The organism is Pseudoxanthomonas sp. SORGH_AS_0997 (assembly GCF_031453535.1).
Classification (GTDB): domain Bacteria; phylum Pseudomonadota; class Gammaproteobacteria; order Xanthomonadales; family Xanthomonadaceae; genus Pseudoxanthomonas_A; species Pseudoxanthomonas_A winnipegensis.
In genome coordinates, this window is sequence record NZ_JAVIZI010000001.1 from 3827721 (window position 1) to 3850085 (window position 22365).

At 70.9% G+C, this 22365-nt stretch carries 16 protein-coding genes; 10 read left to right on the top strand and 6 right to left on the bottom strand.

The window, feature by feature from the left end:
* Nucleotides 1-5: 5 nt before the first annotated feature.
* From QE438_RS16650 to ttcA, 3 genes are all read right to left on the bottom strand, one after another.
* Complete coding sequence (locus tag QE438_RS16650) at nucleotides 6-905, bottom strand: recombination-associated protein RdgC (RefSeq protein WP_130514848.1); 900 nt, start codon at nucleotides 903-905, stop codon at nucleotides 6-8.
* Between the two features lie 135 nt (nucleotides 906-1040).
* Nucleotides 1041-1733 (bottom strand): hypothetical protein, encoded by a 693-nt coding sequence (locus tag QE438_RS16655; RefSeq protein WP_307184070.1) that lies wholly within the window; start codon nucleotides 1731-1733, stop codon nucleotides 1041-1043.
* Nucleotides 1733-2641 (bottom strand): tRNA 2-thiocytidine(32) synthetase TtcA, encoded by a 909-nt coding sequence (ttcA, locus tag QE438_RS16660; protein WP_306994026.1) that lies wholly within the window; start codon nucleotides 2639-2641, stop codon nucleotides 1733-1735. The genes QE438_RS16655 and ttcA overlap by 1 nt, the downstream gene beginning before the upstream one ends.
* Before the next feature lie 116 nt (nucleotides 2642-2757).
* Between ttcA and QE438_RS16665 the strand changes: the two genes are divergently transcribed.
* The 5 genes from QE438_RS16665 (at nucleotide 2758) to QE438_RS16685 (ending at nucleotide 5701) form a co-directional block, all read left to right on the top strand.
* A complete protein-coding gene (locus QE438_RS16665) occupies nucleotides 2758-2964 on the top strand; it encodes a YdcH family protein (protein WP_130523903.1) in 207 nt (68 codons plus the stop codon).
* A gap of 193 nt (nucleotides 2965-3157) precedes the next feature.
* A complete protein-coding gene (locus QE438_RS16670; RefSeq protein WP_306994023.1) occupies nucleotides 3158-3820 on the top strand; it encodes a hypothetical protein in 663 nt (220 codons plus the stop codon).
* A gap of 56 nt (nucleotides 3821-3876) precedes the next feature.
* Nucleotides 3877-4500 carry a hypothetical protein gene (locus QE438_RS16675; RefSeq protein WP_130523901.1) on the top strand — a complete coding sequence of 208 codons (624 nt, stop codon included), beginning with the start codon at nucleotides 3877-3879 and terminating at the stop codon, nucleotides 4498-4500.
* Nucleotides 4497-5111, top strand: coding sequence for a hypothetical protein (locus tag QE438_RS16680; protein ID WP_130514860.1), 615 nt, complete (start codon nucleotides 4497-4499; stop codon nucleotides 5109-5111). The genes QE438_RS16675 and QE438_RS16680 overlap by 4 nt, the downstream gene beginning before the upstream one ends.
* Nucleotides 5108-5701 (top strand): hypothetical protein, encoded by a 594-nt coding sequence (locus QE438_RS16685; protein WP_306994021.1) that lies wholly within the window; start codon nucleotides 5108-5110, stop codon nucleotides 5699-5701. Before QE438_RS16680 ends, QE438_RS16685 begins: the two co-directional genes overlap by 4 nt.
* Here QE438_RS16685 and QE438_RS16690 read toward each other — a convergent pair.
* From QE438_RS16690 to QE438_RS16700, 3 genes are read right to left on the bottom strand one after another with little or no spacing between them, the layout of a single operon-like run.
* Nucleotides 5698-6957 (bottom strand): hypothetical protein, encoded by a 1260-nt coding sequence (locus QE438_RS16690; RefSeq protein WP_306994020.1) that lies wholly within the window; start codon nucleotides 6955-6957, stop codon nucleotides 5698-5700. The genes QE438_RS16685 and QE438_RS16690 overlap by 4 nt on opposite strands.
* 10 nt (nucleotides 6958-6967) lie before the next feature.
* Nucleotides 6968-9646 (bottom strand): glycerol-3-phosphate 1-O-acyltransferase PlsB, encoded by a 2679-nt coding sequence (gene plsB / locus QE438_RS16695; RefSeq protein WP_130514866.1) that lies wholly within the window; start codon nucleotides 9644-9646, stop codon nucleotides 6968-6970.
* Complete coding sequence (locus tag QE438_RS16700) at nucleotides 9646-10653, bottom strand: hypothetical protein (protein ID WP_306994018.1); 1008 nt, start codon at nucleotides 10651-10653, stop codon at nucleotides 9646-9648. Before QE438_RS16700 ends, plsB begins: the two co-directional genes overlap by 1 nt.
* Nucleotides 10654-11499: 846 nt before the next feature.
* Here QE438_RS16700 and QE438_RS16705 point away from each other — a divergent pair.
* The 5 genes from QE438_RS16705 (at nucleotide 11500) to QE438_RS16725 (ending at nucleotide 22364) form a co-directional block, all read left to right on the top strand.
* Nucleotides 11500-12504, top strand: coding sequence for a glucokinase (locus QE438_RS16705; protein ID WP_309735560.1), 1005 nt, complete (start codon nucleotides 11500-11502; stop codon nucleotides 12502-12504).
* Nucleotides 12501-14831 carry a family 20 glycosylhydrolase gene (locus tag QE438_RS16710; protein ID WP_306996233.1) on the top strand — a complete coding sequence of 777 codons (2331 nt, stop codon included), beginning with the start codon at nucleotides 12501-12503 and terminating at the stop codon, nucleotides 14829-14831. The genes QE438_RS16705 and QE438_RS16710 overlap by 4 nt, the downstream gene beginning before the upstream one ends.
* 172 nt (nucleotides 14832-15003) lie before the next feature.
* On the top strand, nucleotides 15004-18198 hold the full coding sequence (locus QE438_RS16715) for a TonB-dependent receptor (RefSeq protein WP_306994016.1): 3195 nt from the start codon (nucleotides 15004-15006) through the stop codon (nucleotides 18196-18198).
* Nucleotides 18199-18287: 89 nt separating this feature from the next.
* Nucleotides 18288-19676, top strand: coding sequence for an APC family permease (locus QE438_RS16720; RefSeq protein WP_306994014.1), 1389 nt, complete (start codon nucleotides 18288-18290; stop codon nucleotides 19674-19676).
* Between the two features lie 3 nt (nucleotides 19677-19679).
* Nucleotides 19680-22364 carry a sugar-binding domain-containing protein gene (locus QE438_RS16725; protein ID WP_306994012.1) on the top strand — a complete coding sequence of 895 codons (2685 nt, stop codon included), beginning with the start codon at nucleotides 19680-19682 and terminating at the stop codon, nucleotides 22362-22364.
* The last annotated feature ends 1 nt before the right edge of the window (nucleotide 22365 follow it).

The window sequence follows — 22365 nt, forward strand, 5'->3', positions numbered from 1 at the left end:
CGGCGCTACTCCACCTTGCTGAACTTCAGCGCGCCTTCCAGGATGAAGAACAGGCGCCGCACCTCGGCGCTCATCAGCGCGAAACGCGCGTCCAGCTCGGCGCGCAGGTCGTCGATGTTGTCGTCCAGCTGATCGACCGCGCCATCGAGGAACTTGAGCTTGCGGATGATCAGGTCCTCGCCCAGGACGAAGGACACGTGGTCGTCGAGGTTGAGCGCCAGCTTGGTGACCTGCTTGCCGGCCTCCAGGTGCTTGTCGACCTCCTCGCTGCGCAGCTCCTGCTTCTGGCACTTCACCACCGCGCCGCCGTCGATGGGGTCCTTCATCTCGCATTCCTCGCCCAGGCTCAGGCCTTCGGGCAGGGGCTCGCCGGCGATCCAGCCGGTGAGGATCGAGCGCGGCGCGATCTCGGCATTGATCGGCATGGCCGGGAAGCTGCCCATCACCCCGCGCAGCTCGGACACCACGTTCTCCGCGCTCTTGCGCGAGGACGCGTCCACGGCGATGAAGCCCGAGCGCGCATCGATCAGCGCATCGGTGCGCGAGGGTTTGACGAAGGCGCGCGGCAGCAGCTCGTGCAGCAGGTCGTCCTTGAGCCGCTTGCGGGTCTTGCCGCCGGGGCGGCGCCCCTCCTTGGCCTCGATCTCGTCCAGCTTGCGCGCCAGCAGGTCGTTGACCACCGCGCCGGGCAGCAGCTTGTCCTCGCCGCCGACGCTGACCCAGATCGCGTCGTCGGCGCGATGGGTGGCGACATCCTCGGAGCGGCCGAAGGGATTGATGAAGCCGCGCGAGTTCATCTCCAGCGGGCCGACCGGCTTGAGCGGGGCCTGGGCGACCTGGGCGTCGAGTTCGGAGAAATCCAGCGAGGTGGGGAAGCGGAACAGGGTGAGATTGCGAAAGAACATGCGGGGGACCGGATGAGGCGCGCGGCGCGCTGGAAGCGGCGGACAGCGCGGCGAAAGGGATCGGGGATTATCACCGCTGCGGACCGCGCCGACAGCCTTGACACGTCGGCGCGGCGGCAGTGCCGAAAAGATCCTTCAGGGATGGGCGCCGACCAGCTGCACCGCGTCGATCGAGCCGGTCGGCGCGCCCGGCGTCACGGTCAGGCGCACGGCGCGGGTCTGGTAGGGCGTGGGCGCGAAGCGCGCCTGGAACCAGGTGATCTGCTGGGCGTCGCGCGGGCTGCGGTCCGGGCCGTTCCAGACCACGTGGCGCGCGCCGGTCTGATCGATCAGTTCGATCCGGCGCAGGCGGCCGGGCAGGCCGACCTGGCGCACGCGCACCGCGCTGGCCGACACGGCGGTGTCGTAGCGCAGTTCCAGCCATTCCGGCGCGCGGCGCTTGCCCGAGGCCTGCTCGGGCGCCCAGCCCTTCTCGGGGTAGCGCACGCTTTCGGCGTCGGGCGCGCCGGTGGCCGCCTCGGGCGTCCAGCGCCCGTCGTGGCCGGCCAGGGCGGTGGCATAGGTCGAGCTGGCCGTGGCGCTGATCGCCCATTGCCCGGCCGGATCGTCCAGATACTGCTGGCCGGCCAGGGCCTGCTCGATCTTGGCCTGGCGCTGGGCCGCCTGGCGCGCGCTCGCCGCCGGCGCGGCCAGGGTCGGGGTCGGCGTGGAGGTTTCGGGCGCGGCCACGGGCGCATCGGCGCCGGCGCGCGCGCAGCCGGCCAGCACGGCCAACGCCGACAGCGCGACCAGCGGCCGCGATGCGTTGTTCAGCCCACGCACCGCCATCAGTCCAGCCCGGGCGTCTCGCCGCGCAGCCAGGCGTGGGCATCGGGCTGCACGGCGCCCTCGGCATGGCCCAGGGCGGCGAAGTCGAACAGCTTGGCATCGGCCAGCTGCGAGGGCCGGATATCGCCCATCGCGCGGGCGATCTGCTCGATCCGGCCGGGGTGTTCCTTCTCCCAGGCCTTGAGCATGTTGCCGACCTGGCGGCGCTGCAGGTTCTCCTGGCTGCCGCACAGGTTGCAGGGAATGATCGGAAACGCCCTGCGTTGCGCGTAGTCGACGATGTCGGCCTCGCGCACATAGGCCAGCGGGCGGATCACCACGTGGCGGCCATCGTCGGACAGCAGCTTGGGCGGCATGCCGGAGAGCTTGGCGTGGTGGAACAGGTTCATGAAGAACGTGGCCACCATGTCGTCGCGGTGGTGGCCCAGGGCGATCTTGGTGAAGCCGTGCTCGGCCGCGTAGGCGTAGAGCGCGCCGCGGCGCATGCGCGAGCACAGCGAGCACAGGGTCTTGCCCTCGGGCACCACGCGCGTGACCACCGAGTAGGTGTCCTGCTCGATGATGTGGAAGGGCACACCCAGGTCTTTCAGGTAGGCCGGAAGCACGTGCTCCGGGAAGCCCGGCTGCTTCTGGTCCAGGTTGACCGCGACCAGCTCGAAGGGCACCGGCGCCTTGCGCTGCAGCTGCAGCAGGATGTCCAGCAGGGTGTAGCTGTCCTTGCCGCCGGACAGGCACACCATCACCTTGTCGCCGGCCTCGATCATCGCGTAGTCGGCGATGGCCTGGCCGACCTGGCGGCGCAGGCGCTTGGCCAGCTTGGTCTGCTCGCGGCGCGCGCGCGCATCGGCGCTGGCCGGCGTGGCCGGCGGCGCGCTGTCGATCAGCTGCAGGGGCAGGGGCGTGGACATGGGGGCCGGGCATTCTAGCCGGCCGCCGGCGTCCCTGCCCGGGCCGGCGCGCGCCGGGCGGTGCCGGGCGGGCCCGTGCGCACCGCCCGTTGCGGTCTTCCGCGTATGCTTGGGCCGTGCACCAGGAGCTCACCAGCGATACGGTCATCCGGCTTGCCGCGCTGCGGCGGGAGCACCGCGATCTGGACGACCAGATCAGCCGCAGCATCGCCGAGCTGCACGCCGACGAGCTGACCATCAAGCGCCTGAAGAAGCGCAAGCTGTGGCTCAAGGATTGCATCACCCGCCTGGAAAGCGCGCTGATCCCCGACGAACCGGCCTGAGCCGCAGCGGCGGCTTGTGACCGCCACCGTCACTGGCGCGGTCCCGCGCGTTCCACGCAGGCCGGCGGGAAAACCCCGCATCGGCGCGCAGTTGCGTGTGCTCACCGGGTTTTGGCGGGAATTGGCCCGATGCTTGCTTCACAGTGGGTTACGGCCCTGTCTCGTCCGGGCGCTTGGTGTTGTGTGTCCGCCCATGTCTCCGATCGGCTCCGCCGCTTCCGCCATCGCCCTCCCCCCGACCGGGGCCGGGCTGCGCGTGGTGCGGCTCGGGCCGGGCCAGGCCGGGGCGCCGCTGCGGGCGATGCGCCGGCGCCTGGCGGCCGAACAGGGCCGTGAGCCCGAGCCCGACGACGCCCTGGAGGCCAGCGCCACCGTCGTGGCGGTGTTCGCCGGCGAGGCCATGGTGGCGGCGGTGCGCGTGCATGCGACCGATACCCCGCAGCTGCGGCGCGAGTTGGGCACCCTGCTGCAGCTGGACCGCTTCAGCGGCATCTGGGCGCCGGAGCACATCGTGGTCGGCTCGCGCCTGCAGGTGCTGGCCGACTTCCGCACCCGTCAGGTCATCGATGCGCTGCTGCGCGAGAGCTATCGGCTGGTGCGCGATTCGGACGTGCGCTTCGGCCTGATCGCCTGCGAGCCGGCGCTGCATGCGCTGTTCGCCTTCTACGGCTTCCGCGAATACCTGCCGCCGGCGATCCTGCCCGGCGATACCGGCGTGCTGCGCATGGCGCTGGTCTGCGAGGACGCCAGCACCCTCATCACCTGCGGCTCGCCGCTGGTGGATCTGGTCCAGCATCCGCAGCTGGGCCTGTCCGCGCGCGCCTGGCTGGAGCAGACCTTCCCCGTACTGGTCTGAGCGTCGCCGCCGCGCGGGCACGATGCTAAGGTGCCGGCGCCGACGGAGCGCTGGATGTGGTTGGAAAGCAGGAACTCATCGACAAGGCACGCAATCCCTGGTGGCAGGCCGCTGCCGCGGTGGCCTTGCTGGCCCTGGTGCTCACCTTCGTCCTCGGGGGCTTCCGCGACGCCTCGGGCAAGGCGCATCCGCTGCCGCGCAGCGGCGCGGACAAGACGCTGCGCAGCGGGGCGATGGCGGTGACCCCCCGCCAGGCCTGGCTCGCGCACTACCCGCCGGGCGGCCGGGTCGATCCGGCCGATCCCCAGGCGCTGTACCTGGTGCTGGAGGCCGACGTCGAGAACCTCACCGAGCGCAGCTTCAACGGCTACGGTTTCCTGCGCGAGGACGTGGTGCTGGTCGATGCACGCGGTGAGCCGACCCGGCCCGAGCTGCTCAAGCGCGCCGACGACCACAGCATCCTGACCGCCCTGCAGCCGCGCCTGCCCCAGCGGGTGGAGCTGGTGTGGCCGCTGCCGGCCGGCGCGACCGTGCCCGCGCAGCCGCTGTTCGGCCTGTTCGCCCGCGACTACGTGGCCAAGGCCTATCTCAACGACCAGGGTGGCTGGATGCAGGGTGCGCCAAAGGCCTTGATGCAGCTGCCCGTGCGCGACCTGCGCGATCGGGTGGTGGCGCCATGAACGCCGGGCCGTGGTCGCTGCCGCGCCTGCGCTGGCGCCCGCTGCTGTGGATCGCGCTGGCGCTGGTGGCGATCGTGGTCCTGCGCAAGCACCAGTCCAGCTACGAGCAGCGCGATGCGCCGCTGCTGCAGCCGGCGCCGGCGAGCGATGCGGTGGGGCGCAACTTCCGGGTCGAGGTCGGCGCGCTCAAGGTCGTCCATGCCTACCTGCTCAACGGCCCCTATCCAGGCGATGAGGCGCTGACCCTGCGCACGCCGGGCATCTGGCTGTCGGTCCTGGCCAAGGTCGAGGCCACCCAGACCCAGGGCATGCTCAACGCCCAGCTGCGCACCCGCAGCGGTCGGGTCTATGTCGCCTCCGGCGCCGAGCGCCCCCGTCTGCCGGCGTTCAACCTCTCCGGGCGCGAGCTGGCCCCGGGACTGCAGGAGGTCGGCGCCTGGTTCTTCGAACTGCCGCCGGATCAGCTGCAGGGCGCGCACCTGCAGCTGTTCTGGGGCACCAGCCTGCCCGTCGGCGGCGACAGCCTGGTCGATGTCGACCTCGGCCTGGACGCGGCGCGCGCGCGGAGCATGCTCGAAGAGGCCAAGCCCGTCCTGGATCTGCGCCAATGAAGACAACGGTCGCGACCGGATGGTGGCGGCGCAACGCCGGCTGGCTGGCCGGCGCGCTGGTGCTGGGCGCCTTGGCGCTCTGGCTGCCCTACCGGCAGGCGCGCCAGGAGGCGCTGACCCTGCATCCGGACATCCCGGTGCGCGCGGCGCCCGGCCAATGGGCGAGCTTCGGCGGGGCGCGCTGGCGGCTGCTGGCGGCCGAGTTGGTGGAACCGGGCGATCGCCGCCTGCGCGGCTGGCTGCGCCAGGATGCGGTGGTCCTGCTGCTGCGCTACGAGGTCGTGCGCGCGCCCGGCGCGGATGTGACGCTGTTCGAGACCTGCCGTGGCGCGGTCACCGATGCGGCCGGGCGGCGCTGGGAAGGCGGCCCGAACGCCCTGCCGCGGCTGGCCGGGCCACGCCTGCCGAGCGGCTGCGGGAGCGGCCTGGACGCGAACGGCAACCGGGTGACCATCGTGCCCGGCCAGCCCCTGCTGTTCCAGCACGCCTTCGTGCTGCCGCGCGGGCAGGAGGTGCACGGCCTGCACGCGCGGATCGAACTGAGTCCGCGGGCCGGCGTGTCAGGCCACTATCTGGACGTGCCGCTCTAGCGCGCGGCGGGCAGCCGTGCGATGGCGCGGTCGAAGGTGGCCGCCAGCAGCACGGTGCGCAGCACGTCGGTCAGCAGCGAGGTGCGGAACGACAGCGGCGTGGTCAGGAACACCGCGTACAGCTGGCCCTGCACCTGCTGCACGTCCGGCGACTGCGGCCCGATCAGCTGCCGCATCCAGTGCCAGGCCCAGGAGTCGACCCAGGCCAGCAGCTGCCAGCCCACGCACAGGGTCAGCAGCGCCGGCAGGCCCGCGCGCAGCACCAGGCGCAGGCTGTTGACCACCGGCACGCCCTTGCTGGTCCAGCCCTCGCTGACCTTGTCCACCAGCATGCGCAGGCCGAAGTGCAGCCCGCGGTAGCGCTGCACCAGCTGTTCCAGCCGGGTGTCGGCCTGGTCCAGGCGCTGGGCCTTCTTCAGGTCGATGCCGTAGATCAGCGCGGTGATCGCCAGCCAGATCAGCGGCAGCACCACCGCCCCGGCGGCCGTGGTCGCCACGTCCCACACCGGGTCCAGCACGCGCCGGGCCGGCGGCAGCAGCGCGAACAGCGAGGCCGGGCTCTCCCACCAGCGCGTGGCCGCCACATAGACCGCCCGTTCGTGCCACCAGTCCATGGCCAGCCCGTGCAGCTTGCCGATGGCCGCCACGCCGACGAACACCCAGTACGCCTCGCACACGGTCACCAGCAGTTTCCAGCCCCAGCCCTCGCCGGCGGCGGCGCGGCGCTTGGCCGCCCAGCGCAGCAGCCAGGCGATGGCCAGCGCGATCCAGATGCCCTTCAGATGCAGGACGTTGGCCAGGTCTTCCTTGTCCCACACGCTGACCACATAGCCGGTACGGAAGTCGCGGCGCAGGTTCTCCAGCAGGCCCCAGCCGGCGTAGTAGGCGAAGAACGGCAGCAGCGCCACCGCCAGCGCGCCGCTCCAGTGCGCGCGCGCCGGGTCCAGCTGCGGCGTGGTCGCGCCGCCGGCCAGCATCGGCAGCGAGGGCCGCAGCGACTGGAACATCATGATCGTGCCGGCCAGCTGGGTGACGATCAGCAGCGACAGCGCGGCGAAGGACAGCAGCGCGCTATAGCCGCCCAGCCGCACCGCCAGCTGCATCAGCGCGTCGTAGCACACGCGCATGGCGAAGAACCAGAACAGCAGCGCCGGCCAGTGTTGTACCAGCAGGCGCCCGGCCAGGCGCGGCACCTCCAGCCAGGCCGGCCCGCGGTCGCCGGCGATCTCGGAGCTTGCGGCGGGCTGGGACATCATGCGGCTGGCCTTATTCGGAGGGCGCCGGCGTCGGTTCCGGACGCGCGGCCTCGGGGCTGACGCGTTCGATGGTGTGGCGCAGCTCGCGGCCCAGGATCACCTTGGCGTCGCGCGCCCACGCATCCAGGCGCGCGTCGAACAGCAGCTTGCTGTGCTCGTCCGGCCACACCAGCTTGAGCTCGCGCAGCTTCTGGATGAAGCCGCGGAACAGCGTCCTGTCGAAGAACTCCGGCGCGGCCGGCGCGTAGAGCAGGCTCAGGCGCTGGGCGGCCTGCTGGCACAGGCTCTCCAGCTCGGCCGCGCCCAGCGTGCCGGGGCCGTTCTTCACCAGCACCGAGATGGCGATGTAATAGCGCTCGAAGGCCTGCTGCAGCGAGTGGCCGATCGCGCGCAGGCGGAACACCTCGTCGGTCTGCCCGGCATTGCGCTGCAGGACGCCGCCATCGTCGTCGTTGACCCCCGATCCGGTCGGGGGCAGGTTCTGCTCGAGCAGGTGCGCCTCGATGAACACGTCGATGGTGTGCTCGATGCGCGAGGCGAACTCCTCGGCCGTCCACGGCAGGAACAGCTCGGCCTGCAGGAACGGATACAGCTGCTGGCCCAGCGCGATCAGCCGCGACCGCGCCATGCGCCGGTTGTTCTGGAAGCAGCAGGCGATCCACGACGCGGCGGTGAACAGATGCAGCACGTTGTTGCGGTAGTAGCTCAGCAGCACCGCGGTGTCTTCGTCGACCACGTCCAGCACATCGCCCAGCGGATGGGAGATGCGGCGCAGCACGTTGATGTCCAGGCCGTGGGCGATGATCCGCTCGGGGCTGTGCGGGGTGACGGTGACGCGGTCCGAATACGGCAGGCGCGCCAGCAGGGTCTTGCTCAGCTCGATCTGCGCGATCAGGTCGGCCTCGGCCATGGCGTGCTTGGGCGTGGACAGCAGCGCCAGCGCCAGCAGGTTGATCGGATTGACGTCGGCGGCGGCGTTGACGCGGGTGTTGATGGTGGTGGCCAGCGCATCGACGGTGTCCGACAGCCAGCGCGGCTTGTCGTCCTCGGGCAGCGGCTTGCCGTCCCATTCCGGCGCGTGCCGGGCCAGCATGTCGGTCAGCTCGATCGGCTCGCCGAAGTTCACCACCACCTGGCCGAAGTTGGAGCGCAGCACCTTGGGGATGGACCACAGCAGGCCCCAGATGGATTCCTTCTGCTTGGGCCGGCCGGACAGCTCGTCCAGGTAGCTCTTGCCCTCCATCAGCTTCTCGTAGCCGATGTACACCGGCTGGAACAGCACCGGCTTGCGCGGCTGGCGCAGGTAGGCGCGCACGGTCATCGAGATCACCCCGCCCTTGGGCGGCAGCAGCCGGCCGGTGCGCGAGCGCCCGCCCTCGACGAAGTACTCGATCGAATAGCCGCCGGCCACCAGCTGGGCCATGTATTCGGTGAACACCGCCGAATACAGCGGGTTGCCGCGGAACGAGCGCCGGGCGAAGAACGCGCCACCCTTGCGCAGCAGCGTGCCGACCACCGGCAGGTTGAGGTTGATGCCGGCGAAGATGTGCGGCGGCACGATGCCGCGTTCGTACAGCAGGTAGCTCAGCAGCAGGTAGTCCATGTGGCTGCGGTGGCTGGGCACGTAGACGATCTCGTGCCCGGGCGCGGCGTCCTTGAACTTGTCCAGGTGATGCACCAGCACGCCGGCGTAGATGCGGTTCCACACATGGCTGAGCAGGAAGCTGGCCGAGCGCACCACCGGGTTGGAGTAGTCGGCGGCGATCTCCCAGGCGTAGGCGTGGGCCTTCTTCCACGCCTCTTCGGGCTTGGAGTTGTCGCGGCGCGCCTGGTCGGCGATGGCTTCCTTGACCGGCTCGGCCGCCAGCACCTGGTCCACCAGCAGGCGGCGGGTGGACAGGTCCGGGCCGATCACCGATTCGCGGATGCGGTGGAAGTGCTTGCGCAGCACGCGCGAGAGCTTGCGCACCGTGCGCTCGGGCGGCAGCTGCTCGGCCACCGCATCGCGCACCGACACCGGCGCGGAGAAGCGAACGATGGTGCTGCGGCCGTTGAGCAGGATCGCCAGCAGGCGGCGGAACCGGCCCACCAGCGCCCAGTTCTCCGAGAACAGCACCGCGAACCAGCCGCTCTGCTTGTCCGGCGCGCGGCCGACGAAGATCGACACCGGCACCAGCTGCACGTCCAGCGCCGGGTTGGTGCGGTGCGCCTGCAGCAGGCGCGCCAGCGAATCGGAGTGGGTCTTGGTGCTGCCGGCCTCGGGGATCAGCGAGCTGGCGATGCGCCGCGACAGGGCCAGGTAGGCGCGCTTGCGCCGCAGCGGGTCGCCCGGCACCGGCAGGGGAAGCAGCGGCGAGGGCAGGCCGGCGGCCTGGCAGGCACGGTCCAGGATCAGGGCGTTGGACAGGCCGTAGTCTTCCAGCACGTAGCACACCGGCCGGCTGTCCAGCAGCGTGGACGGCGCCTCGGGTTCGATGTCCAGCTCGACCCAGGGGTCGACCACCTTGTGCAGCAGGCGTGCCCACAGCGGGGTCTTGCCGCTGCGGCCGATCGGGGCGGACACCGCCACCGGCAGCTGCGCGGGTGCGGGCGCCGCGGCGTCGGCCGCCTCCGCCGGCGGTGCGTCCTCGCGCTCGGGACGCGGGTCTTCGGGGAAGGGCAGGGGGTTCTGGTCAGGCATCGCGGTCATTATGCCCAATGGCCGTTGCCGGCCCCGGTGACCGTTCCGGCCACCTTGCCGTCCGGCGGCGGTGGCGAGGACGCCGGCGGCGCGGAGGGCGACGGCGCCTCGGGCGCCGGCGTATTCGGCGCGTCAGGCGCGGTGGGCGCAGGCTCTTCGAGGCGTTTGCGCAGGGCCGCGGCCTGGTCCATGTAGTGGGCCACGTACCAGTGGCCGTCCTGGCGGCGCAGGGTCACGGTCAGCTGGATCGGCTTGCCGGCCAGCGGATAGGTCACCGCGACCTTGGCCAGGTCGCCCTCCTGGGTGACCTCGCCGACTTCCAGCTTGGCCAGGCTGTCGTCCAGCGACAGGCCGTAGTCGGCCAGCACGCCGCCGAGCGCGGCGAAGAAGGGATCCAGCCGGGCCAGCGCGCCGGCCATCCCGGCCTGGGTCAGGTCGGCCTCCGAGTCGATGCCGGTCGCGCGCGCGGCCGGCACCAGGGTGCGCAGGGCGGTGTGGGCGCGGGGGGCGTCGGCCAGGGGGGCGGACTGCGCCCAGGCGGTCAGCGCCGGCACGACCTGGCTGAAGTGCGCGCGCTGGTCGGGGGTGAACTCGCCCTGGCTGCGCACGTACTGGCCGATGAACAGGCCCAGGGTCTGCGCGGCGTTGCGCAGGTCGGTGACCTGGCCGGCCAGATTGCGGTCGTAGTCGATGCCCAACTGGCGTTCGGCGTCGTTGGCCGACAGCGCGGCCAGCATGGGCACCAGACGTTCGGGCAGGGGCAGTTCGCTCAGTGGCCAGCGGCTGGCGCCGGCGGCCCAGCCGGCGGCGAAGGTCTGGTAGTCCTGGGCGGGCACGGCATCGCGGGCGAAGCCGGCCAGGTCGTACTGGCGCAGCTGTGCGGCCAGGTGACGCACGGTGGCGGCCGGGCCGTCCGGCCGGTCGTCGACCACCGGTTTGGGCGAGCGCTGGCACGCGGCCAGGACGGCCAGGGCACAGGCAAGGACAGCGGCGGGAATGCGCAGGGCCCGAGGCATGGGGGTTCTCTCCAGGTGGGGGGCATCTTGGCCGCTGCATGTGTCTGCGGGCAACACGCGGGGATGGGGCACGCTCAAAACCTTGCCGTCGCGCGAAGCCGGCCACACGCCTCGACCCGGCCGGGCGCTGCGCTTCGGCTCTGGTCACCTCCGGGCGACTTTCTCTTCCGATGCGCCGCATCCCCCTTGTAGAGCGGAGCTTGCTCCGCTGCTCTTCGTTCGGCTCGCGGGGAAAGCCCCAGCGGAGCAAGCTCCGCTCTACAGGCGGTGTGTCGCCCGCTGCCTATCCCGGAAACCGCGCGGCGTCCGATCTTTCGATCGGCAGAAGGACAAAAAAACAGGCCCGGTCGAATGACGACGCACGGGCCTGGAAAATCCGGGTCGGGCCCGGAGGACATCGGTTGTGGCAACACTCCAGCCCAGGGGCCGGACGGCGCACAGCCTAACCGCTGAATAGAGGCAATGCAATACTTTAAGTATATTTACTTAAGCCATTGTTTTTAAATTGAAATATCCGAGCTAGAGCGCGTGCCGTGGTCGATGTCACGACCCGATCGGTAGTGGGAACGTCTTTCCTCGGACCGAAGGCGCTGCCGGGTCCGCGAAGCTGGCCTGATCCGGAGCGGGCCACGCACACCCACGTGATGTCGAAGGCCTTTGGGGACATCTCCCCCAGCGACTTGCCACTGCTCGATGAGTGCCGCCGTGCCGTCGTCGGCACGGGCCGCGCTCACCCCTGGTCACAGCCGCGTCATCCCTCGTTGACACCGGTGTCATGTGGTGCTTAATCTCCCGCCGGGGCCTGTTGGGGAACACGGCATGGTGGTCACGGCATCGATGCGGTCGGTGGATCGGGGGAGCTCGGTGTTCCTGGCCGCCGACATTGGCGGGACCCATGCGCGGGTCGCGCTGATGCGCGCGTTGCCCGGCGAGGGCCACCGGCTCGAGACCCTGGCCTACCGCAGCTACCCCTGCGCGCAGTTCCCCTCGCTGGCCGCGCTGCTGCGCGCCTTCCTCGACACCGACACCCAGCAGCCGGTGCGCCACTGCGTGCTCGCCTGTGCGGGCCAGCTGGTCGGCGAGGAGGTCGTCAACGACAACCTGCCCTGGCCGATCGGCACCGGTGCGCTGCGCCAGGCGCTGGGGCTGGAGCATGTGGCGGTGCTCAACGACTTCGAGGCGCTGGGCTACGCGCTGGAAGGCTTCGCGCAGCAGCGCCGCCATCTGTGTGGGCCGACCGTCGCCAGTGGTGGGCCGGTTCTGGTGATCGGCCCGGGCACCGGCCTGGGGGCGGTCGTCCATCTGCCGGGTGCGGCCGGCGGCGTGGTGCTGACCACCGAGGCGGGGCAGATGGCGTTCGCGGCGCATTCGCTGCGCGAGCGCGCCGTGCTCAGCGAACTGGCGCCGCAGGGCGGCTATGTCGAGGTCGAACGGATCGTGTCCGGGCGCGGCCTGCTGACGCTCTACGCGGCCCTGTGCGCGCTGGATGGCGTCGCGCCGCGCCTGCAGGCGCCCGAGGCGGTGACCGCCGCCGCGCAGGACGATGCGCAGGCGGCCGAGGCCGTGTCGATGTTCTGCGCCGCGCTCGGTGGCCTGGCCGGCGACCTGGCCCTGGCGTTCATGGCGACCGGCGGGGTGTATCTGGCGGGCGGCTTCCTGTCCTCGATGCAGGCCGAACTGGCGCGCAGCGCCTTCCACCTGCGCTTCCTGCATGGCCGCAGCGCGCGCACCCTGCTGGCGCCGGTGCCGGTGTGGGTGGTCGAACACGGGCGCAACGGTGTGCTCGGCGCGGCCCGCTGGTATCTGGACAAGGGGCTGCCCGCGTTTCCTTCCGGCGGCCAGGCCGCATGAACGGCCTGCGTGCGGCGCTGCTGCGGCTGTGCATCGCCTTCGGCGGGTGCGCGGCCGGGCATGCCGCCGCCGCGCACGTCGCGACGCCCTGGCCGCTGCTGCCGGCGCCGGCGCAGGTGGTGCCGGCCGGCACCGGGACGTTCGAGGTCGCCGACGGCGCCGCGCTGGCGGTGGAGGGGGCCGACGCCGGCGACGCGCGCTTCCTCGCCGACCATCTGCTGCAGCTGCTCGACGCGACCGGTGGCCCGCGCCTGCGCGTGGCCGGCGCGCACGGCGCGGCGCCAGCCATCCGCATCGTCATCGACCCGCGCGCCGCGCTGGACGAGGCCGGCTATCGCCTGCGCATCGAGGCGCAGGGCATCCTGGTCCAGGCGCGCACGCCGCGTGGCGCGTTCTACGGCGAAACCACGCTGTGGCAGCTGCTCACCCCGCCCGGCCACGCGCGCGGTGCGGCGGTGGCGGTGGCGCAGGGCGCGATCGACGATGCGCCGCGCTTCGCCTGGCGCGCGCTGCTGCTCGATTCGGCCCGGCACTATCAGCGCGTGGCCGACATCGAGCGCCTGATCGATGCCATGGCGCTGGCCAAGCTCGACGTGCTGCTGTGGCACCTCACCGACGACCAGGGCTGGCGCCTGCAGGTGCCCGGTTATCCCGAACTGACGCGCATCGGCGCCTGCCGCCCGGCCGCCGCCGACGGCAGTGAGCCGGCCGACCGCGCCGGCGCCTACTGCGGCAGCTACAGCGATGCGCAGATACGGCAGATCGTGCGCTACGCCGCGCGGCGCTACATCGAGGTCGTGCCGGAGATCGACATGCCCGGCCATGCGCAGGCGGCCATCGCCGCCTATCCGTGGCTGGGCGTCAGCGGGCGCCGCCCGGCGGTGTGGACCGACTGGGGCGTCAGCGCCTGGCTGCTGGCGCCCAGCGCGCGGACGCTGCGCTTCGTCGATGCCGTGCTGGCGCATGCGACCCAGCTGTTCCCCTCGCGCTACGTCTCCTTCGGCGGCGACGAGGCCGACCATGCGCAGTGGGACGCCTCGCCCGCGGTGCAGGCGCAGCGGCGCGCGCTGGGGCTGACCAGCGGCGATCAGCTGCAGGGCTGGTTCATGGCGCGGGTCGCCGATCAGCTGCGCCGACGCGGACGCGTGCCGGTGGGCTGGGACGACGCGGTGGAGTCCGGCGTCGCGCTGCCGGACTCGCAGGTGGTGATGTCCTGGCACGGCCAGGATCACGAGCGCGTGGCCCTGGCCGCGCTGCGGCAGGGCCACCAGGTCGTGATCGCGCCGCAGGAGTCGCTGTACTTCGATCACGTGCAGTCCGCACTGGCCGACGAATGGCCCGGCCCGCCGCCCGTGGTGAGCCTGCGCCAGGCCTACGACACCGCGGTCATTCCCGAAGGGGCCAGCCAGGCCGAGGCGCAGCGCGTGCTCGGCGTGCAGGCCGCGCTGTGGACCGAACAGATGCCGAGCTTCGCCCACGTCCAGCACGCGCTGTTCCCGCGCCTGGCGGCGCTGGCCGAACTGGCCTGGTCGCCGGCGAGCAGCCACGACTGGGTTGGCTTCCTGGCGCGCCTGCCAGCGACGCTGGCGCGCGAGCGCGCGCTGGGCATCGCCGATGCGGACAGCGCCTTCGCGCCCGTCATCGCGCTCGAGGCGCAGGCCGATGGACGCGTGCGTGCGGTCGTGTCCAACCAGGTCCAGGCCGGCGCCATCCACTACACCACCGACGGCAGCACGCCCGACGCGCAGGCGCCGCTGTATACGGAGCCGCTGCTGCTCGCCCAGGGCACGACGCTGCGCGTGGCGACCTTCGATGCCAACGGCCAGCCGCTCGCCGGCGTGCGCCGTCAGCAGGTCGACCGACAGGCGCTGCGCACGCGTGCGGGCAGTGCGCTGGCGACGTGTTCGGGCGAGCCGCCCTCGCGCCTGAGCGGGGCCGTGCAGGCCGGCGCATCGCCGCCGGGGACGGTCTATTCGGTGGACATCGGCAATGCCTGCTGGCGCTGGCCGCAGGCGCCGCTGGACGACGCGCGCCGCGTGGCGCTGGCGGCCGGGCGCGTGACCTGGCGCTTCGGCGACGAGGCCAAGGGCGCGGTGGTGCGGCGCCGGCATAGCCCCGACGGCGAATTCGAGCTGCATACCGGCGGCTGCGATGGCCCGCTGCTGGCGCGTCTGCCGCTGGACCACAAGGCGCAGTCCTCCGGACTGGCGCTGCTGGAGGCCGATCTGGTCCTCCCCGATGCCGGTCGCCAGGACCTGTGCATCTTCGCCACCGGCGATCCGCGCCTGGGCCAGTGGGCGCTGGCCAAGATCCTGTTCTCCGGATAACGGCGACACGCGCGGCGCACGCCGCGCCGCCGTTGCGCCGTTCGCGCGCGGCCAGAGGCAAGCCAGGACTTTCATCGTCTCCCGCGCAGGACTGCGCGACCCGGTCCCTCCCATCCCTGCAGTACCTCGGCTTCCTGGCGCCTGCCAAGCCACCATCACGAGGTCAATGCTCATGTCCACCGCTCACCGCATCCATCCGCTGGCCATCGCCGTCACCCTGTCCCTGTTCGCCGCGCTGCCGGCCGCGGCCGTTACGTCACCGACCGATCCCGCCTCAGGCGAACAGGACACGCGCAGCGACGCCACGCAGGCCACAACGCCCGCCGCGGCGTCTACGCCGAAATCCAGCCAGGACCAGGACGGCAAGAATCCCGACGTCACCAACTTCACGGCCGTCACCGTCACCGGCGTGCGCGAGTCGCAGGCCCATGCCATCGACGTCAAGCGCGATGCGGCCAACATCCAGGACAGCATCACCGCCGAGAACATCGGCGCGCTGCCGGACACCACCATCACCGACTCCCTGCAGCGCATCACCGGCGTGCAGATCAACCGCGACGCCGGCGTGGGCACCTCGGTGGACGTGCGCGGCCTGCCGCAGGTGGGCACCATGCTCAACGGCGAGGTGTTCATCACCGCCGACCAGATCGATTCGCAGCAGCCGGACTTCACGATGCTGCCCTCGACGCTGTTCCAGGGCGTGGACGTGGTCAAGTCGGCCACCGCCAACGAAACCGCCTCGGGCATCAGCGGCGCCATCGATCTGCACACCTACCGGCCCTGGGACCTGCCCAGCGGCTTCACCTACAGCTATTCGGCCAATGGCGAGCGCGGCACCAGCAGCCGGCGCTGGGGGCCGGAGGCCAACGGGCTGATCTCCTACAACGACGACCACCACTGGGGCGTGCTGGCGTCGGTCGACTACTCGGACACCACGCGCTCGAACTCGCGCGAGGGCCTGGACCAGTACGGTGTGGTGCTCAACGGCGAGAACGCAGCCAGCGCCGGCGGCTACAACGGGTTCCTGACGCCGTGGAACGGCGCGCCGATTCCCTCGCAGATCGTGCAGAACGCCGACGGCACCGTGGACGTCAACGGCGACGGCAAGTCCAACGGCGTGTTCATGGGCAGCCAGGACATCAACCTGTGGCAGCAGTCCACGCGGCGCAAGCGCAAGTCCGGCAACCTGTCCTTCCAGGCCGACCTGGGCGGCGGCTTCAACCTGACCAGCGACTTCTTCTACTCCCAGCAACACGAGTGGAACACCATCGCCGGCATCCAGTTCAACTCGACCAACTGGCAGGGCGCCACCTACGTGCCCAATGTCTCGCGCGACACCGGGCGCGCGGTCGCCGGCGCCTACGGCACGCCGGATCCGGACTGGGCCGGTTCGCAGATGTACACCACGCAGGTGTATCAGAAGTGGCCGGGCGATGTTGAGTCGTTCTCGGAGATCGCGCAGAAGGACTCGATCGCGCGCAATTTCAACCTGCAGCTGGACTACGACAACGGCGGGCTGTTCACCGGCAGTCTGCGCGGCCTGCACGCCAGCGCCACGCAGTCCAGCATCGAGACCGACGTCAACATCTCCAACTCCGACGGCGCGCTGTGGCCCAACCATCTGATGGACGGCGTGCCCGACGATGCGGTGCCGCCGGGCACGATGGTCTACCCGGCGCAGCTGGGCGGCAACCGCGTGTTCAACAGCAACGGCATGCCGCAGAACACGGTGCCGGTGCTGGCCGACTTCCGCGGGCGCTACCTGAAGATGGGCCTGCCGCAGGGGCTGGCCGACCAGTTCGCCAACCCGTACGGCTGGTCGCTCAAGACGCTCGAATCCTCGGGCGACTACGACCGCCAGGTGGCGCTCAACGCGCTGCGCTTCGACGGCAAGCTGCACTTCAACGATGGCCTGGTGCTGCAGTTCGGCGTGCGCAACAGCATCCGCAACGCCGGCAACCGCGGCTGGACGCTGGAGGCGCCGGTCTACGCCGGCATGGGCGCCAGCGATCCCAAAGGCTGCCTGGTGCGCTACGTCGGCGCCGACGTGGTGCTGGACAGCGGCGCGTGTACCGCCGGCAACGACCAGGGTTACTTCCGCGCCGGTTCGCTGTCGGCGCTGCAGATGCCGCTGACCGCCGCGCCGCTGTCGCGGGCGTGGAAGAAGTACGACAACCTGCTCGGTTCGGGCCTGAACTTCTGGGCGATCAACCCGGATTCGATGATCAACCCGCTCGACTACTGGCAGTCGCTGTATCCGGGCACCGTCAAGGTGGGCGAGCCCGGCACCACCTGGGACGTGGGCCTGCACGAACTGTCCAGCTATCTGCAGCTGGACTTCGGTGGCGACCTGGGCCAGATGCCGTATAGCGGCAACGTCGGCGTGCGCGTGGTGCGCACCGGATTGAACGTCACCCAGTACCTCGGCGGCGCGCCGGGCGCCTATGGCGACGAGCCGGTCTTCGCCGGCACCGAGACCACCCATCGCAGCTACACCGACGTGCTGCCGGCGGCCAACTTCTCGCTGGACATCACCGAAGGGCTGAAGCTGCGCCTGGCCTACTCCAAGAACATGATGCCGCTGGACCTGAGCACCTGGGGCGGCGGCCTGCAGCTGGACTACTCGCTGATGGAGACGCCGGACGGGGCGATCTTCCGCGTCTCCAGCGGCCAGTCCAGCGGCAACCCCGACCTCAAGCCGTGGCGCTCGAGCAACTACGGCGCCTCGCTGGAGTACTACATCAACGCCAGCAGCATGCTCAGCCTGGCGCTGTTCCGCATCAACATGGAGAGCTTCATCAAGAACGGCTCGGTGACCAACTGCACCCTGCCCGACGAGGATGGTGTGGTGCGCAACCACTGCATCGTGATCACCGAGCCGGTGCAGGGCTCGGGCAACAGCATCCAGGGCGCCGAGTTCGACTACCGCCAGGGCTTCACCTTCCTGCCGGGCCTGCTGGCCAACACCGGCGTGGAGGTCAATGCGACCTATGCGCCCAGCGATTCGGGTGAGCGCGACCTGGCCGGCAAGAAGATCCCGTTCCAGGACAACTCGACCAAGTCCGGCAACCTGATCCTGTGGTACCAGGACGGCGCCTTCCAGACGCGCCTGGCCTACAACTACCGCTCGCGGCGCGCGGTCGGCGACAGCATCGGCGGCATCACCGGCATGGAGCTCTACGAGGCGCCGCAGAAGTACCTGGACGCCTCGGCGTCCTACAAGCTGAGCAAGTACGCCGAGCTGGTGATCAACGCCACCAACCTCACCAACGAATACCAGAAGTACTACCTGGTCTGGCCCGACCAGCCGGCGCATTCCAACTTCTCCGAGCGGATGTTCACCTTCGGCGTGCGCGGCCAGTGGTGAGCGCACGCCGTGCGCGTGGCGCGAGGCGCTGCCGGCTCGCGGGCCGGCAGCGGGAAACGGGAAGGCCCAAGGCCTGGAAGAGGTGATACATGCAGGACCACAACGCGCCCCAGGCGGGGCAGGACGGCGGTTTCCACCGCTCCATCGGCCTGTTTTCGGGCACCGCGCTCAACATGACCCAGATGTGCGGCGTCGGGCCGTTCATCACCATCCCGCTGATGGTGGCCACGCTGGGCGGCCCGCAGGCGGTGGTCGGCTGGATCGCCGGTGCGCTGCTGGCGGTGGCCGACGGCCTGGTCTGGGCCGAGCTCGGCGCAGCCATGCCCGGCTCGGGCGGCACCTATGTCTATCTGCGTGAGGCGTTCCAGTACCGCAGTGGCAAGCTGATGCCGTTCCTGTTCATCTGGACGATGCTGCTGGCGATCCCGCTGCTGATGTCCACCGGCATCATCGGGCTGGTGCAGTACCTGGGCTACTTCCTGCCCGGGCTGGGCTGGTGGCCGGCGCATCTGATCGGGCTGGCGGCCACGGCGCTGGTGGTCTGGCTGCTGTACCGGCGCATCGAGTCGGTGCGGGCGATCACCATCGGGCTGTGGGTGATCATGCTGGTCGCGGTGGCCGGCGTGGCGGCGGCGGGGTTCTCCGAGTTCGATCCGGCCCATGCGTTCGGCTTTCCGCCCGATGCCTTCGGCCGGCGCTTCTTCCTGGGGCTGGGCGCGGGGCTGGTGATCGGCATCTACGACTACCTGGGCTACAACACCACGGCCTATCTGGGCGATGAGCTGCGCGATCCGGGCCGCACCATGCCTGGCTCGATCATCATCTCGGTGGTGGCGATGATGCTGATCTATCTGGTGCTCAACATCAGCGTGCTCGGCGCCGCGCCCTGGCAGGAGATCGCGCGGTCCACCTCGGTGGCCTCGCTGGTGGTGGAGCGCAGCTGGGGCCATCTGGCGGCCGCGGTGATGACGGTGCTGATCGTGGTGACGGCCTTCGCCTCGGTGTTCACCGGGCTGCTCGGCGGTTCGCGCGTGCCGTTCCAGGCGGCGCAGGACAAGGTGTTCCTGGCGGTGTTCGGGCGCCTGCATGCCCGCCATGGGTTCCCGCACGTGGCCTTGCTGGTGATGGGCGCGGTGACCGCGGTCGGCACCTTCTTCGACCTCAGCGAGGTGATCAACATGCTGCTGACCGCGACCATCCTGGTGCAGTCGCTGGCGCAGATCGCCGCGCTGGTGATCCTGCGCCGGCGCCAGCTGGGGCTGAAGCGTCCTTACCGGCAGTGGCTGTATCCGCTGCCGTGCGTGGTCGCGGCGGCGGGCTGGATCTTCGTCTACGTGTCGGCCTCGACGCTGTCGCTGCTGCTGTCCAGCGCGTGGATCCTGGCCGGCATCGTCGCCTTCCTGATCTGGGCCAGGAAGACGGCGTCTTGGCCGTTCGCGCCGCTGCGCATCGAAGAACGCTATCTGGAGGAGCACTGAGCCATGCGACAGACCTGCAGGCACCTGCTGTGGTGGATGCTCGCCGCGGCCTCGACGGCCGGCGCGATCACGCCGTATTCCCCCACGACCGTTGGAGCGGACGCCGGGACCGTCACCCGCATCGCCCACTGGCAGATCCAGGACAGCACCAAGGCGCAGCAGCGCGGCGAGGAGATCTCGGCCGCCGATTTCTCCACGCAGGGCTGGTACGCGGCCAGCGCACGCGCCACGGTGATGGCCGCGTTGCTGGAGAACGGCCTCTATCCCGATGTCTTCCATAGCGACAACCTGACCGCGGTGCAGGTGCCGGACGGCTCGGGCAGTCTGGTGGTGACGCCGTGGTGGTATCGCAGCGAATTCGTCCTGGGAGCACGTATGCCCGGGCAGCGCACGCGGGTGCGCACCAACGGCGTGATCGCCGCGGCCGACCTGTGGGTCAACGGCCATCTGGTCGCCGATCGCAGCGCCATCGCCGGCGCCTATCCGGTCAACGAATTCGATGTCACGCCGTGGGTGCGCGCCGGGCGCAACGTGATCGCCCTGCGCGTGCATCCGGCCGATCCGCGCCAGAGCCTGAGCATCGGCTGGGTGGACTGGAACCCCACGCCGCCGGACAACAACATGGGGCCGTGGCGCGGCGTGGACATCGTGCAGAGCGGGCCGGTGGCGCTGGGCGACCCGCAGGTCGAGACCGCCCTGTCCGACGACCACGCCCGCGCCGCGCTGACCGTGCGGGTGGAGGCGCGCAACCTGGATACGGTCGCTCATGAAGTCGTTGTCAGCGGGCGCGTGGCCGACGTGCCTCTGACGCGCACCGTCACGCTGGCGCCCGGCCAGGTGCAGGAGGTCACCTTCGCGCCCGAGGACACGCCAAGCCTGGTGCTGGCGCATCCGCGCCTGTGGTGGCCGGCCGGCATGGGCGAGCAGCCGCTGTACGCGCTGGCACTGCGCGCGGCGGTGGGTGGGAAGGATTCGGATCGGGCGGCGGCCGCCTTCGGCATCCGCAGCGTGGTGTCCGACCTGACCGCCGAGGGATACCGGCGCTTCACGATCAACGGCCAGCCGCTGCTGATCCGCGGCGCAGGCTGGGCGCCGGACATGTTCCTGCGCGACGACCCGGCGCGGCTGGAGACCGAGTTCGCCTACGTGCGCAACCTGGGCCTCAACACGCTGCGCACCGAGGGCAAGCTGGAGGACCAGCGCTTCTACGAACTGGCCGACCGCGACGGCCTGCTGATCCTGGCCGGCTGGGAATGCTGCGACATGTGGGAATCCGCCGCGCAGACCGGCGGCGTGCCCTGGGAGGCGCACGACTTCGACGTGGCGCAGGCCTCGATGGCCACCGAGGCGCGGCTGCTGCGCAACCATCCGTCGGTGATCGGCTTCCTGATCGGCAGCGACAACGCCCCGCCGCCGGCGCTGGCCAGGCTCTACCTGGATGCACTGCATGCGGCGCACTGGTCGCTGCCGGTGATCTCGGCCGCCGCCGACAAGCCCGCCGAGGGCCTCGGCCCGTCCGGCATGAAGATGGCCGGGCCCTACGACTGGGTGCCGCCGGCGTACTGGTACGCCGACAAGCTGGGTGGGGCGTTCGGCTTCGATTCGGAGGTCAGCGCAGGCGCGGACATCCCGCGCATGGAGGACCTGCAGCGCATGCTGTCGGAACAGGAGCAGGAGGCGCTGTGGAAGCTGCCCCTGCAGCGCCAGTACCACGCCTCGGCCGCCTGGTCGCCGTTCGCGGTGCTGACGCTGTTCGACCAGGCGCTGGCGCGTCGCTACGGCGCGCCGAGCGGGCTGGCCGACTACGTGGCCAAGGCGCAGCTGGACAACTACGACAACACCCGCGCGCAGTTCGAGGCGTTCAATGCGAGGATGGACGCCGACCACCCGGCCACCGGCGTCATCTACTGGATGCTCAACAACGCCTGGCCGTCCTTGCACTGGCATCTGTACGACTATGATCTGCATCCCGCCGGCGCCTACTTCGGCGCCAAGAAGGCCAACGAGCCCTTGCACATCCAGTACGCCTACGACTCGCGCGAGGTGGTGTTGGTGAACCACACGCTGCGCCAGGTCGAGGGCCTGCGCGCCACGCTCCGGGTGCGCGATCTGTCCGGCGCGGTGCGTTACCAGCGCCAGGTGGACGACATCGCGCTCGCGGGCAACCGCACGCGCCGCATCGCCACGCTGCCGCCGCCTACTGGCCTGTCCACGACCTACTTCGTCGAACTGGACCTGGCCGCCGCCGATGGCGCCGCGCTCGGGCGCAACGTGTACTGGCTGTCCACCCGCGCCGATGTGCTCGACTGGGAGCATTCCAACTGGTACGCCACCCCGTCCAGCCAGGACGCCGACCTGCGCGGCCTGTCGACGCTGCCCCAGGTGTCCTGCCAGGTCGAGGCGGCAAGCCGGCGCGAGGGCGATCAGGAGCTCACCACCGTGACGCTGTCGCTGCCCGCCGGGGCGGCCGGTCCGGCGGTGTTCCAGCACCTCACCCTGCGCGACGCCGCCGGCCAGCCGCTCGTGCCGGTGCTGTGGGACGACAACGACGTCACCCTGTGGCCGGGCGAATCGCTCGTCCTGCACGCGCGCCATCCGCGCGCCGCGGCCGCGGCGGTCGTCGAGATCGAAGGCTGGAACAGCCCGCTCGCCCGCCTGCCCCAGGCCGCACGGGCCGCCACGCATTGAA